Here is a 13,532-nt window from a genome sequence, read left to right as displayed (position 1 = left end):
CACCTCCAATGCTCTCGGTTCTTCGCACCTTGCTGTTACAGCAAGTTACCGAGTTATGAGGGTCCCCTTTCTTTTTTCTACCTTATAACTGACTACTCGGTATCGGTGGCACGGTTCGACACTCGAGAGTCGCAAACCGTTGGTACACAGTTAGCTTAACGGTTCAGGGACTATTGTGCGAATCGTCGCGGGCGGCGAGGCGGTTTTTGGCCTCGATCCATTGACTCATGTACTGGGTGCTGCGGTGTTGATGATGGCGCAACATGGTGCCGACAATGTTCCGACGTCGATGGTCGACCAGAGTGGTTTGCAGGGTACGCAGGCGATCGAGCAGAACACCCTCAAACCGTTGCGGGGAAAATCGCTGGGCCAGAGTTGTCCGGCTTTGGATCTGGGCCGATTGCCATCGAGTTTTGTCCTGATACAGAGAGACTGCTGCCTCAAGAAGAGCGTCGGCATCATCAGCCACCACGCCCGGCCATTGGTTCTGGTCAGCCATGGCTTCAGCACCCACCGAGGTGGTCACACTGGGCGTGCCGCAGACCATGGCGTCCAACAACTTGCCCTTGATACCGGCCCCAAAGCGCAGAGGCGCCAGGCAGACGCGGGCCCGTCCCATCACCTCGCGGGCATCCTCGGCCCAACCGAGCACCCGAAAGCCCTGCCGGGGATTGTTCAGCGCGGTGGCTTTGGGTGGCGGATAGGCGCCGTACAGATGCAATTCAGTTTCGGGAAGAGCCGCGCGGATGCGCGGCCACAGGTCGTGTTTCAGCCACAACACCGCATCCCAGTTGGGGGCGTGGCGAAAGTTGCCGATACTGACAAAGTGCTCGCGCGACTCAAAGGGCAGGGGGTTCGGCTCGGATGAGGCCCAGAGGGGCAGGTAAATCAGCAAGGACGGCGGCACCTCGAAGGTGTCCGTCAGCAGCTGCATTTCAAACTCGGAAATCATCAGGCTCAGGTCGCATCGATAAATCGCGGCCAGCTCGCGCTGCAGCAGGTCGCTGTCGGCCATTTCCTGAAACAGTTCATCGGGGGCGGCGGTTTCCGGGCGTACCGACTGGCGCTCGGCTTCGGAGCCAGCAAGGGACTGACGACGTTTCAGCCGTGCCCAGCGGGCGGCGCGCAGGCTGTGCAGGTCTTCGGTATCGAGCAGCCTCACGGCGCTTGGGCAGGTTCGCTCAACCCGCCAGCCAAACTGCTCCTCGGTCATAAAGCGATCAAAGAGCACAGCATCCGGCGCTTGCTCGACGAGCCAGCGGTCGAAGCTGTCCGCGTTCAGTTCAACGGCCGCTTCCGCGATACCTCGCGCCGGAAGATCGAGCCGGTGCTGGGAGGGCAGGGCGGCGCTGGCAAAGGTGATCCGCCAGTCGGCCCGCTGAAACTCTTCCAGCAGTTGAACCATACGGGTGCCCGCCGCTGAAGATTTGGGTTCGGGCCAGACGCTGCCGAGGACAATCAGGTGTGGCATAGCATGACTTACAGTTTCCAGCCCAGCTTCAAGGCGCCAAAACGCTGACGGGCACTGGCGTTCTTGTCCAGGTTGCTGTTGTTCACAAAGCTGAAGGTGAGGCTGAAACGCTCCCAGGCGTAGGAAGCGCCGATGTAACCCGCGTATTGATCGTGGCGCAGATCACCGCTCTGGCCGGAGCGCAGGCCGCCACCGCTGACAAAGATCTGGTTGTACACGTATTCCGCACCGCCTCCGATATAGACACTCCAACCGCCATCAATGGCCATGGGGGTACTGACCCGTCCGACAATCTGGGCCGCGGTACCAAAGCTGCGCTCCAGTCGGGTGCCGTAGCGAAGAATGACCGCCGCACCGGCGGCGCTCTCCAGGTTGCCCAGGGTACCACTGCCTACCAGGAGCAGATCGGCATGGGGCTCTTCGCTCGGCGCCGGACCAAACCGCCAGACCCGGGTACGCTCAATCTGCCCGACCGGCTCGTCTTTGACCTGATAGTCCCAGCCGCGGGGTTTGGTCGCTCCCACCATTTTGTGCACGGCCCTCTGGACTTCATCGGCGCCGGAAGACGGACCGACAATCCCCACGGTGACGCCGAGCGTGTCGGCCACATCGTCCCCGATCACGGTATAGGCCGCCCGTAGCTGCAGGAGGCCGGCGTAGGGCGCGTCGTTCGGGTCCGGCACCGGTTTTTCAATGTCTTCCGGGGTCAACATGGCCTGGCCGATGGTGAACTCGGTCACCTGCAGCTCTCCATAAGGGTCGGGCAGTAACCATCCCTCAAAGGGCCTTACCAGAAACGGCACGTCGTACTGTTCAGGAACGGTGTCGGCGAGGTCGAACCAGGACACGTAGAGACCGTTGGTGTAGCCACCCCCATCGGTACCGGCGAAGAGGTCGTTGTGCCAGACACCGGTAATCCAGTCCACATCCGCGTAAGCAGGAAGAGTCAGTAAGGCTGAAACGGCACCGGCCATCAGCTTGGGTATATGCATGCTTGCACTCCATAGAAGCCGATCCGAAAGCCGTCGGCGAGTTCAAAGGTGACACAGGGGTACGCAGGGTAGAGCTGGCTGGATGCCCAGCCCACCCGACTACGCTAGCATAAGCCGGCGTCACCACACCGTAAAAAAGTGTTGGAATGTGACTTCAGTGCAGGGGTTCATCCGGACGTTCGTTGGCGATATACACCTTGTAATGCTCCCGATAGTCCTCCAGGTCCGCCTCCAACTGCTCGTGGAACTGGCCGCTCAAAAACGACAGAGCGGACGGAATTTCATCGGTGTACTCCTTGCGATCCAGCGATGAGGTCGCCACCACAAAAGCACTGAAACGGGAGCAGGCCTGAAGCAGGGCGGCGGATACCAGCGCCGGGTCACCGGCCTGGTCCACCGCCTGATTGGCGTTTTCGATAAATTCGTCCACCAGGTTCCAGAAGGTGTCTTCGTCATGGGGTTGGTTCATTCAAGGCTCCATCGTCATCAATGTCTGGACCCTGACGACGCCCGCGCCAGGTCGCCCAGCGCTGCCCGACCCGGTCAGCGGCCAGGTACAGGGTCGGCACCAGTATCAGGGTCACCGTGGTGGCAAAGAGTACCCCAAAGGCCAGGGAAATGACCATCGGAATCAGGAACCGCGCCTGCACGCTCTGCTCGGCCATGATCGGCATCAGGCCAATAAAGGTGGTGACCGAGGTGAGCACAATGGCCCGGAAACGGTCCCGCCCGGCCTGAAGCACCGCCTCCAGTACCGCCAGGCCTTGATGGCGCAGGCTGTTGATCCGATCCAGCAGGACCAGGTTGTCATTCACCACCACCCCGGCACAGGCGATAAAGCCGAGCATGGACAGCATGCTGATTTCCCGGCCCATCAACAGGTGGCCGATGACCGCGCCCATAAAGCCGAAAGGAATGGCGGTCAGGATGATCACGGGCTGCCAATAGGAGCGGAAGTTGACCGCCATGATGCCGTAGATCAGGAGCACCGCCAGGACAAAGTTCTTGCTCATCGAACTCATGAAGTCCGCCTGGTCCTGCATATTGCCATCGGGGGACAGGGTCAGCCCCGGGAACCGCTGCTGCCACTCGGGCAGGTGTTCGCGCAACAGTTCCGCCACGATGGCATTGGCGTCCTCGCCCTCCTCGACGCTGGCGCTGATACCGATGGTGCGCTTGCGATCACGGCGTTCAATGGTGGAATAACCGGGCACGAAGTCGATGCGGGCCACGTCCAGCAGGGGTATCTGGGTGCCATCGGCCAGGCGAATACGCATCCGGTCCAGTTGGGAAATATGCGCCCGCTCCTCCCGCGGGTAGCGCACCAGAACCCGCACGTCCTCAATGCCTCGGGGAATGCGTTGCACCTCGGCGCCGTAAAACGCCTGACGCACCTGCTCGGCCACCTGACCGAGGGTCACCCCCAGAGACTCCGCTGCCGGGCGCAGCTCGATATTGACTTCCTGACGGGCCTTCTCGATGGTGTTCTCCACGTCATACACCCCCGGAAACTGGGCCAGCACCCGACTGACCGCTTCGGCGGCCTCGCGCTGGGCATCCAGATTATTATCGGCAATGCTCAGGTTCAGGTTGATATCGTCCCCGGCGGCGTTGATGGTGAAGTCCAGCCGGAATTCCTTGGCCTCCGGAATCTCGCCGATCAGCTCCCGCCAACGGCGGCTCACCTCCGGGCTGCCGATGTCCCGCTCTTCAGCACCGACCAGGCCCACCGACACATAGACGTTTTCACCCCAGGCCCAGGTCTGGATGCCTTCAATGAGGTCTTCTTCACTCCCGCCGGTCAGTTCCTCATCCTGATCCAACCGCAGGGCCGCCGATTCGACCTGACGCATGATGCGGGTGGTTTCATGGAACGGCGTGCCCTCGGGCAGGGTCACCCGCGCTTCCAGATAATCCGAGGGCACCATGGGCATAAAGCTCACGACCAGCCAGCCGCCGATAAACACCCCCAGGGACAGCAAAAATGCCACCGCAAATCCCGCCAGGGTAGCCAGCTTGTGCTCCAGCATCCGGACGAGGTAACGCAGATACACCCGGTCGGCGAACCAGTCCAGGCTGTCCGCCACTTTCTGGCGGGCGTGGGTCAGTTTGCGCAACAGTGGGTTCTTACTCTTCCGTTCCGGTTTCAGGTGGGAGAGGTGGGAAGGCAGTATCAGCAGACTCTCAATCAGGGAGAACAGCAGGCACAGAATCACCACCACCGGGATGGCAAAGGTGACGGTGCCCATGGCGCCGGGGACGGCCATCATGGGAGCAAAAAAGATCATGGTGCTGATTACCGCCAGAAATACCGGCGTCGCGACCATTTTGGCACCGCTGGCCGCGCTGGACGTGCCCTTGAGACCATGCTGATGGCGGGTGTAAATACTCTCGCCCACAATAATGGCATCGTCCACTACAATCCCCAGAACCAGCAGAAACGCGAACAAGGAGATCATGTTCACGCTGACCCCGGCGTAGGGCAGCAACCAGACCGCACCGGCAAAGGCGGTGGCGATGCCCACGCAGACCCAGGCCGCCAACACCGGGCGCAGGAACAGCATCAGCACCACAAACACCAGCAGCAGGCCGGTAATGGCGTTTTCCAGCAGCAGGTTCAACCGGCTCTCGTATAAGGTCGACATATCCCGCCAGACTTCCAGAGTCATCCCCGCCGGCAGAATGTCCCGGGTCCGTTCAATATAGGCTTCCACCTCCCGAGCGGAGGCGACGATGTCCGGATTCTCGGTAATCGACAGGTCCAGAAAGACCGCCGGCCTGCCGTTGAACTGGGCGAATACGCTCCAGTCATCAAAGCCGTCCCGAATCTCGGCCACATCCCTCAGCATCACCTGGGTGCCATCGGCGGCGGTGATCACCGGAATTCCGCCGAAATCCTCGGCGGTGTAGGCCTGATTGCGGGTCTGAATCTGGATATCGCCGCCGTGGGCGCGAATCACCCCGGCGGGCACATTCAGGGACGAGCCGGCAATGGCATTAGACACATCCGAAAAGCTCAGGCCATAGCGACGCAGGCTGGCTTCGGACACCTCGATACCCATCTCATAGGGGCGGGTGCCGTTGAGCTCCACATGGCTGACCCCATCCAGCAGGGTCAACTCATTGCGCACCCGCCAGCCGGTTTCCTTCAGGGCCGCCTCACTGACGTCCCCGGACAGCGCCAGGCTCATCAGAAAACTGCGCCCGACAATCTGCCGGGTCACTGGGCGCTCGACGTCGCCGGGGAAGGTGCTGATGGCATCCACCTGGGTCTTGATGTCGTTCAGCACCCGCTGGGGGTCATAGCCTTCCACCACTTCGGCCCGCACCGAGCCCCAGCCCTGGTTGGAGGTGGAGGTGATTTCCTCGATGCCGTCGATATCGGCAATGGCTTCCTCGATCCGGATGGCCACCTGCTCTTCCACTTCCGAAGGCCCGGCCCCGGGGTAGTTCATGGAGACTTCAATGAAGTTGAGCGATACCGTCGGGAAAACTTCTTTATCCAGTTTGCTGGTGCTCACTAATGCGCCGATGAAGATCAGCACCATCAGGAGGTTGGCGGCTACCCGGTTCTCGACAAACCACTGAATTAACCGGTTCATACGCCGCCCTCAGCCTCCGGCTCCGCCGGCGCGTCTTCGTCTTCCGCAGGCTCTGGGGTTGGCTCCTCCTCACCGGCAATCCGGACCGCCACGCCCGGGCTGACATAGCCCTGACGGTCGGTGATCACTGGCTCGCCGTCCCGCAGATCCCCATTGACCCAGATTCGCTCACCCTCGATGGTGAGTACCCGCACCTGCTTTTCCACCACCTCGCCGTCCTCGCTGACACTGTACAGCCGGTCGCGTTGAAACACGGCGGTGATCGGTAAAGAGACAATATCGGTCAGCGGCTTGCCTTCAATCTCGGCGGTCACAAAGGAACCCATCAGCAGCGGCGCGCCATGACGCTCGGTATTGAAGGGCTCCGGTAGTTCCGCCACGGCGTAGAGCATGCGCGACTGCGGGTCCAGGCTGGCCTCGGTGCGCACCAGGCGGGCCGACCACTGGTGGTCTTCGCCCAGAGCGCGCCCATGCAGGGTCACTGATGGTTGGGCCTCTTGCGTCAGTTCATCGCCAAAGGGCAGGTTGAGCAGCGCCGCCTGAGCATCGGTCAAGGGCAGGCGCACCTGGGCAAGAGTATCTTCATAAACATCCGCCACGGGCGTGCCGGGCCCGATAAACTGCCCCTGATCCGCCAGCGTCTGTCGGATGCGACCATCGAAGGGCGCGCGCACTTCGGTGCGTTCCAGGTCTAACCGGGCCTGATCCCGCGCCGCCCGGGCGGAGGCCACCGCCGCCTCGGCGGCGGCAATCTGGGGCTGGCGCAGAAACAGCGCGTTGGCTTCGGCATTGCCCAGGTCCCGCCACTCGCGCTCGGCCTGACGCGCCCGGCCGCGCTCTTCGGCCAGCAGGCGTTCCGCCTCACGCAGTTGAGCCTCGGCCTGGGCGAGGGCATTGCGGTAGTCCCGGGGGTCCAGCCGCACCAGCCAATCCCCTTTCTGGAACCGACCGCCGGCCACAAATTGCGGCGCCGACTCGATGATCTGCCCACCCACCTGACTGACCAGTTGGATATCCCGACGCGGCGTGACGGTACCCTGGGCCTCGACGGTCAGCGCCCGGTCCTGCAACTGCACCCGCTCCACCTCCACCACCGGTCGGGGTGGCTCGGGCTCCGGGCGGGGCTCAGGCCGGGGTTTGAGATTGAGCAACGCCACGAAGCCCAGCACGCCCACCACAATAATCAACAGCGACAAAGGCACGCGCCGCAACCAGCCAAATAACCTCAAAATCGTCTCCTTAATGTGTTTCCCAGCCTGCAAACCATCACGCGGGCATCAGTTTACAGCTCATACCGGTAATTGCGCAGCCAGATGGCACCGACTGTGAACACCGCTGCGACCACCAGACCCGCCCAGAACGCCGGTTCGCTCAGAGTCTCACCCCACTGGCTCAGCCAGGCTTCGGGTTGCGCCTGGGCCCGCACCAGCCCTTCGAAGGACCGGTGGGTGGGCACCCAGACCGCCTGCCACAGTTCCACACTGCGCAGTATCCACAGCTCCAGCACCATCGCCACCGCCGGCACCCCAAAGGCCACCAGAAACGGGGATTTCTTGGCGTAGGCGGAGGCCAGCATCAGCCAGGCCCACAGCGGCAGGAACCAGAGTGAGAACTGCAACCAGCCGGATACCAGCGCCAGGCTGTGGCCCAGAAAGGTGCCGATCAGACTGCCCATATCCGGTAAATCCACACCCAACTGCCAACTGATATACCCCAGCAACATCAGCAGGTGCAGCAGGCCCACCAGCAGCGAGGCGCCGATAAAGATTCCCGGCCCCACCAGCGCACCGAACGCCAGCTTGGTTAGCACCACCCGGGTTTCCGACACCGGCAGGGATTTCCAGAACAGAATGCTCTTGTCGCGCCGGTCCGAATAGAGGCTGCCCAGCAGGTAGACCTGGCTGACCAGCAGCAACGTCAGAATAAAGGGGATGGCGATGGCCGCCAGCGCCGCCCGCAGTACCTGGGGATGGGTGCTGAACAGGTCCCCGGACATCAGCGCGCCTACCAGATCCGCGCCGTCTTCAAACTTCTGCAGGTTTTCAGGCGCACCGCGCAGCTCGTTGAGCGCCGCATTCAGTTCGATATTGCCGGTGATCATGCCCATGACCATCAGCGCGGCGATCACCGCCGCCACCCACAGGGGCGTGCGCAGAAAGGTCCCCCGGGATTCCCAGAATTCGCGCTGGCATTGCATCCACACCGGACGCCATTGAGTCAGGTTCATCAGGCGGCCCTCCCCGGTTGTACCCGTTCCAGCTTGGCGACAAACAGATCCGCCAGCCCCGGGGTTTTCACCTCACCCAAGGGCGCCAGGCGCTCCGCGCTGACCCCCTCAAAAATCAGACACTCGCCACCCAACATGGAACGCTGATGGATCGGGCCCAGTGCCTGCGCCTCCGCCAACCGATCGCCGGTGACCCGCAGTTCGACAAAGTCCTGCTCCAGCGCCTCCATCGAGGTGTTCAGCCGCAGCTCGCCATCCCCGATAAACACCACATCGGTGAGCAGATGCTCGATCTCCTCCACCTGATGGGTGGTCACCAGAATGGTTTTCTGCTCGTCGAAGTAGTCGTTCAGCAGGCTGGTATAGAACTGTTTGCGGTAGAGGATATCCAGCCCCAGGGTGGGTTCATCCAGCACCAGTAGCTGACTGTCGATGGCCATGATCAGCGCCAGATGCAACTGAGTGACCATGCCCTTGGACAGCTCCTTCACCAGTGAGCGGCGCTCAATGCCGGTTTTCGCCAGAAAGCCCTCGGCTTTGGCCCGATCGAACCGGGGATGCACCCCAGCCATATAGTCCAGCGCCTCACTGACCTTGAGCCAGCCGGGCAGGATGGCGGTATCGGCAATAAACGACACCCGCTCCATCAGGGCCGTGCGCTGACGCTGCGGATCCAACCCCAGCACCCGCAGATGCCCCTCCACCCGGGCGAGACCGAGAATGCCCTTGAGCAGGGTGGTCTTCCCCGCGCCATTGGGGCCGATCAGGCCCATGATCCGACCCGGCTCCAGGGTCAGGTCGATGCCTTTCAATACCGTTTTGGGCCCGTAGGCCTTGCGCAGGCCGCGCGCGTCAATCACCGCTGTCATGCCTTATCCTCCCGTTGATAATCCGCCAGGGCGCGCCGCAGCGCCTCGCCCTCAATGCCCAGACGACGCGCCCGCGCCACCACCTCGGGCAGTTCCTGCTCCAGAAATAGTTTGCGCTCGCGCGCGAGTAAGTGCTCACGTGCACCGGCCAGAACAAACATCCCCAGACCCCGTCGCTTTTCCACCAACCCCTCATCCACCAGGGCCTGATAGGCTTTCGCCACGGTGAGGTGGTTGATCTGATAATCCGCCGAGAGCTGTCGCACCGAGGGCAGTGCATCCCCCTCGGCGATCTCCCCCTGCAATATCAACCGCACCACCCGCTCGTAGAGCTGGCGGTAGATGGGTTGGTCGTCATTCCAGATATCGGCCACAATGGCTCCCTTGGTGAACTGGTGTTATACATAACTATAACACCATACCTGAATTCAGCAAGTTGATTTATTAGAGTTCTTTTCTACAACACTTCGTGGCGGAGTGCTCCGCCTGGGTACCCCCTTGTGAGACACGCCGTGAACCCGTCCATGGGGGCTCATCACCCGCCGTCCAGGCGGGTGACGGTCTCACAAGGGGGTACCCAGGCTCCGCAGTGCCAACGTAACGTTTCGGGAACTGGCACCTTTCATACTGCAATCTTGGGTAACGGCGGATGCGCTGCGCTTATCCGCCCTACGCCACCTTTCGTGCGACTGCATAGTCAGGCCGTAGATGGCACGGAGGGCCGGGGAGGGGAAGCCCTTTCAAGACCGTAAGCGGAGGGACTCCGCGCGTCGAGCCCCCAGGGATGGGTTTACGGCGTGTCTTGAAAGGGCTTCCCCTCCCCGGACCGGACTTGATTGAACCACCATTAACCGCTCTCACAAAAATTCCCCAAAAACAAGACTGGTCTGGCGGAGCCAATTGCGGATAATGAGCGGCCTTGGCATTTTGTTTAATCAGAGATTCTCAACCTTAGGTCAGCGCATGAACAGCATCTCCCAACGCATCGCCGAAGAACTGAACTGCCGCGAACAGCAGGTCGCAGCCGCCGTCGCCCTGCTCGACGAAGGCGCCACCGTGCCCTTCATCTCCCGCTACCGGAAAGAAGTCACCGGCGGGCTGGACGACACCCAGATGCGTAACCTCGAAGAGCGCCTGCGCTACCTGCGGGAGCTCGAAGACCGCCGCGAGGCCATTCTCAAGAGCATCGCCGAGCAGGAAAAACTGACCCCCGAGCTCGAGCGGGACATCAAGGCGGCGGATACCAAGACCCGCCTGGAAGATCTCTACTTACCCTACAAGCCCAAGCGTCGCACCAAGGGCCAGATCGCCATCGAGGCGGGCCTGGAGCCCCTGGCCGAGGCGCTGCTGGGGGATCCGAGCCTGGATCCGGAGACCGAAGCCGCGAAATACCTGAACCCCGAACACAAGATCGACGACACCAAGGCCGCACTGGATGGCGCCAAGTACATCCTGATGGAGCGCTTCAGCGAAGACGCCGAGCTGCTCGGCAAGCTGCGCCACTTCCTCAAGCACGAAGCCAACCTGAGCGCCCGAGTGGCGCCGGGTAAGGACGCCGACCAGTCCCAGGAAGTACAGAAGTTCCGGGATTATTTTGAGCACGATGAGCCCCTCAAGAGCGTGCCCTCTCATCGCGCGCTGGCCATGTTTCGGGGCCGCAACGAAGGCATTCTCAACCTGTCTCTGACGCTGGGTGAGAAGGAGCCCGAGCGCACCGAAGCCCATCCCTGCGAAGCCATGGTGGCCGATCACTGGCAGATTCGCGACCAGGGCCGGGCCGGGGACAAGTGGCTGGGCGAGGTGGTGCGCTGGACCTGGCGGGTGAAGCTGCTGACCCACCTGGAAACCGACCTGCTCAGTGAGCTGCGGGAAGTGGCCGAGGAGGCCGCGATCAAGGTGTTTGCCGCCAATATGAAAGACCTGCTGCTGGCCGCACCGGCGGGCCAGAAAGCCACCATCGGCCTGGACCCGGGCTTGCGCACCGGGGTGAAAGTGGCCGTGGTAGACGCCACCGGCAAGGTGGTTGATCACGGCGCCATTTTCCCCACCGCGCCTCAATTCAAAATCGCTGAAGCCGAAGCGGTCATTGTCGCGTTGTGCAAAAAGCACGATGTGGAGCTGATCGCCATCGGCAACGGTACTGCCTCCCGGGAAACCGAAAAATTTGTTCAGGACATGCTGAAAAAGCACAGCGACCTGAAAGCCAAGAGCGTGATGGTAAACGAGTCCGGTGCCTCGGTGTACTCGGCCTCCGAGTTTGCCGCCAAAGAATTTCCGGACCTGGACGTCACCATTCGCGGTGCCATTTCCATCGCCCGTCGCCTCCAGGACCCGCTGGCGGAATTGGTGAAAATCGATCCGAAATCCATTGGTGTGGGCCAGTACCAGCACGACGTATCCCAGACCCAACTCGCACGGGAGCTGGACGCCGTGGTGGAAGACTGTGTGAACGCCGTGGGCGTGGAAGTGAACACCGCCTCGGCGCCGCTGCTGGCGCGCGTGTCCGGTCTGAACCAGACCCTGGCCAACAACATTGTTGAATTCCGCAACGCCAACGGCGTGATCCGCTCGCGCAGCGAACTGAAAAAAGTGCCGCGCCTTGGGGACAAAACCTTTGAGCAGGCGGCGGGCTTTTTGCGCATCGCCGGCAGCGACAACCCGCTGGACGCCTCCGGTGTGCACCCGGAAGCCTACAGCGTGGTGGAGAAAATCGCCCAGATCAACGCCCGTGAAGTGAAGGGCCTGATCGGCGACTCGGCGTTTCTGCGCAGCCTGAAAGCGGCGGAGTACACCGACGAAAAATTCGGGGTCCCGACGGTCACCGATATCATCCGCGAGCTGGACAAACCCGGCCGCGACCCCCGCCCGGAATTCAAAACCGCCCAGTTCCAGGAAGGTGTGGACACCATCAAGGACCTGGAGCCGGGAATGATCCTGGAAGGCTCGGTGACCAACGTCACCAACTTCGGTGCCTTTATCGATATCGGCGTTCACCAGGATGGCCTGGTGCACATCTCCGCCCTGTCCAACACCTTTGTGAAAGATCCCCGCGAAGTGGTCAAGGCTGGCGATGTGGTGAAAGTCAAAGTGATGGAAGTGGATGTGCCGCGCAAACGCATCGGCCTGTCCATGCGCCTTGACGATGAGCCGGGTGAGAAAACCGACGGCCCCAAAGGCGGCCCGCGCCGCGCGCCGAAATCAAACGGTGGCCAGAACCGTCAGGGCAACCGTGGTGGCCAGGGTGCCGGCATGGGCAGTATGGGTGCCTTGTTGCAGGAAGCGTTGAAGAAGAAGTAAGGGCGGTTCAACCAAACGGCGCGCGTTGTGTGCCGTTTGGTTGGGGACGGCCACCGGTGGTTACGGCGGATGCGGGCTGCGCCCTTATGCCGCCCTACGCGACCGCCGTGCGTTCCATGAACCATTGGAATCGGCGTTCGTACCAATGATGGTGATCTGATTTTCGTTTTACGAAACCGGTATGGCCGCCGTGGCGGGCCAGCTCCAAATAAAAATTCGTGCTTTCTTTGGCCAATTTAACCGGTAACTGATTGTTGTCAATAAAAGGGTCGTCTTCGGCGGTAAGAACATAGGTCGGAACGGTGATGTTTTTCAGGTGGGGCAGGGAGCAAGCATGCTGACGGTAGTGCTTCGAACTTTCGAAGCCGTGCATGGGTGCAAACAGTCGATCCTCAATCTGGTCCACACTTTTGCAGTCCCGCACCCAGTCCATATCCACTTCTTTACCAAAATCGATATAAGCCGCTTTACGTTCAAACTTGTCGAGCAATGAACGCACAAAATGCCGTTGGTACAACCAGTTGTTCAGAGGCTTGGTCATGGCCGCATGAAACGAGTCCAGCTCCAGCGGTGGCGATAATAAAAAAGCGCCTTTGACAACCGGGTTGACCTCCGAGCTGTCCTTCCCCAGATAATTCGCCGTAATGGTTCCACCCAGACTGACACTGACCAGATAGATCCGGCGATAGTGTTGACTATAGTGATTCACCAACGCTTTCAGATCCTGATAGTCATGGCCGAGGTAGAACCAGCGCGTGTGATTGAGCCGTTTGCCACAGGAGCGCATGCTCCAGTTCAGGGTATGGCAGCCCCAGCCGGACACCGTGTGGGCGAAACTCAGTAGCGGTCCATCTTTGGCATGACTCTCCAGGCCGTGGCTGAAGATTACCAGGGTGTCACTCTGTCCAGGGCGGTACCAGAACAGTTCCAGCTCGTCGCCATCATCGGTACTGAAATGATCCGGTTCGGGCCGTTCGCTCGGTCGATGCCGGAACAGACGCAGTGACAGTGTCTGTAGGTGGCCGTTGCGAAACAGCCAGGGAGCGCGATAGTCAGAGTGAATGATGGGCATAG

General features: G+C 61.3%; 10 protein-coding genes. 1 reads left to right on the top strand and 9 read right to left on the bottom strand.

The features are described from left to right. Positions 1–163: 163 nt before the first annotated feature. The 8 genes from CMG77_RS11245 to CMG77_RS11210 form a co-directional block, all read right to left on the bottom strand. Complete coding sequence (locus tag CMG77_RS11245) at positions 164–1,471, bottom strand: glycosyltransferase (protein WP_286805028.1); 1,308 nt, start codon at positions 1,469–1,471, stop codon at positions 164–166. Positions 1,472–1,479: 8 nt separating this feature from the next. Further along, the gene (locus CMG77_RS11240) at positions 1,480–2,463 is read right to left on the bottom strand and encodes a lipid A deacylase LpxR family protein (RefSeq protein ID WP_286805027.1); all 984 of its coding nucleotides are present in this window, start codon (positions 2,461–2,463) and stop codon (positions 1,480–1,482) included. A gap of 154 nt (positions 2,464–2,617) precedes the next feature. After that, the gene (locus CMG77_RS11235; protein ID WP_286805026.1) at positions 2,618–2,932 is read right to left on the bottom strand and encodes a DUF3144 domain-containing protein; all 315 of its coding nucleotides are present in this window, start codon (positions 2,930–2,932) and stop codon (positions 2,618–2,620) included. Beyond that, a complete protein-coding gene (locus tag CMG77_RS11230; protein ID WP_286805025.1) occupies positions 2,916–6,065 on the bottom strand; it encodes an efflux RND transporter permease subunit in 3,150 nt (1,049 codons plus the stop codon). Before CMG77_RS11230 ends, CMG77_RS11235 begins: the two co-directional genes overlap by 17 nt. Next, positions 6,062–7,294, bottom strand: coding sequence for an efflux RND transporter periplasmic adaptor subunit (locus tag CMG77_RS11225; protein WP_286805024.1), 1,233 nt, complete (start codon positions 7,292–7,294; stop codon positions 6,062–6,064). Before CMG77_RS11225 ends, CMG77_RS11230 begins: the two co-directional genes overlap by 4 nt. 53 nt (positions 7,295–7,347) lie before the next feature. After that, entirely contained in the window at positions 7,348–8,292 is a 945-nt protein-coding gene (locus CMG77_RS11220) for a hypothetical protein (RefSeq protein ID WP_286876377.1), read from the bottom strand. Next, positions 8,292–9,161: an ABC transporter ATP-binding protein gene (locus tag CMG77_RS11215; RefSeq protein ID WP_286805022.1), complete on the bottom strand. Its 870-nt coding sequence runs from the start codon at positions 9,159–9,161 to the stop codon at positions 8,292–8,294. Before CMG77_RS11215 ends, CMG77_RS11220 begins: the two co-directional genes overlap by 1 nt. After that, complete coding sequence (locus tag CMG77_RS11210; RefSeq protein WP_123638683.1) at positions 9,158–9,535, bottom strand: GntR family transcriptional regulator; 378 nt, start codon at positions 9,533–9,535, stop codon at positions 9,158–9,160. Before CMG77_RS11210 ends, CMG77_RS11215 begins: the two co-directional genes overlap by 4 nt. Positions 9,536–10,124: 589 nt before the next feature. Between CMG77_RS11210 and CMG77_RS11205 the strand changes: the two genes are divergently transcribed. After that, on the top strand, positions 10,125–12,458 hold the full coding sequence (locus tag CMG77_RS11205) for a Tex family protein (RefSeq protein ID WP_286904498.1): 2,334 nt from the start codon (positions 10,125–10,127) through the stop codon (positions 12,456–12,458). A gap of 94 nt (positions 12,459–12,552) precedes the next feature. On the opposite strand, the gene CMG77_RS11200 is transcribed toward CMG77_RS11205, so the two are convergent. Beyond that, positions 12,553–13,530: a YheT family hydrolase gene (locus tag CMG77_RS11200; protein WP_286804713.1), complete on the bottom strand. Its 978-nt coding sequence runs from the start codon at positions 13,528–13,530 to the stop codon at positions 12,553–12,555. Positions 13,531–13,532 lie beyond the last annotated feature (2 nt).

It is taken from the genome of Marinimicrobium sp., assembly GCF_002695945.1.
In the GTDB taxonomy this organism is placed as follows: Bacteria; Pseudomonadota; Gammaproteobacteria; order Pseudomonadales; family Cellvibrionaceae; genus Marinimicrobium; species Marinimicrobium koreense.
The sequence above is the reverse complement of the archived record's forward strand: the minus strand, read 5'-3'. Positions and strand labels throughout refer to the sequence as shown.

What these genes read in the sequence shown, in the direction of transcription:
- CMG77_RS11245 (WP_286805028.1), bottom strand. Translation starts at nt 1,471, where the DNA reads ATGCCACACCTGATTGTCCTCGGCAGCGTCTGGCCCGAACCCAAATCT.
- CMG77_RS11240 (WP_286805027.1), bottom strand. Translation starts at nt 2,463, where the DNA reads ATGCATATACCCAAGCTGATGGCCGGTGCCGTTTCAGCCTTACTGACT.
- CMG77_RS11235 (WP_286805026.1), bottom strand. Translation starts at nt 2,932, where the DNA reads ATGAACCAACCCCATGACGAAGACACCTTCTGGAACCTGGTGGACGAA.
- CMG77_RS11230 (WP_286805025.1), bottom strand. Translation starts at nt 6,065, where the DNA reads ATGAACCGGTTAATTCAGTGGTTTGTCGAGAACCGGGTAGCCGCCAAC.
- CMG77_RS11220 (WP_286876377.1), bottom strand. Translation starts at nt 8,292, where the DNA reads ATGAACCTGACTCAATGGCGTCCGGTGTGGATGCAATGCCAGCGCGAA.
- CMG77_RS11215 (WP_286805022.1), bottom strand. Translation starts at nt 9,161, where the DNA reads ATGACAGCGGTGATTGACGCGCGCGGCCTGCGCAAGGCCTACGGGCCC.
- CMG77_RS11205 (WP_286904498.1), top strand. Translation starts at nt 10,125, where the DNA reads ATGAACAGCATCTCCCAACGCATCGCCGAAGAACTGAACTGCCGCGAA.
- CMG77_RS11200 (WP_286804713.1), bottom strand. Translation starts at nt 13,530, where the DNA reads ATGCCCATCATTCACTCTGACTATCGCGCTCCCTGGCTGTTTCGCAAC.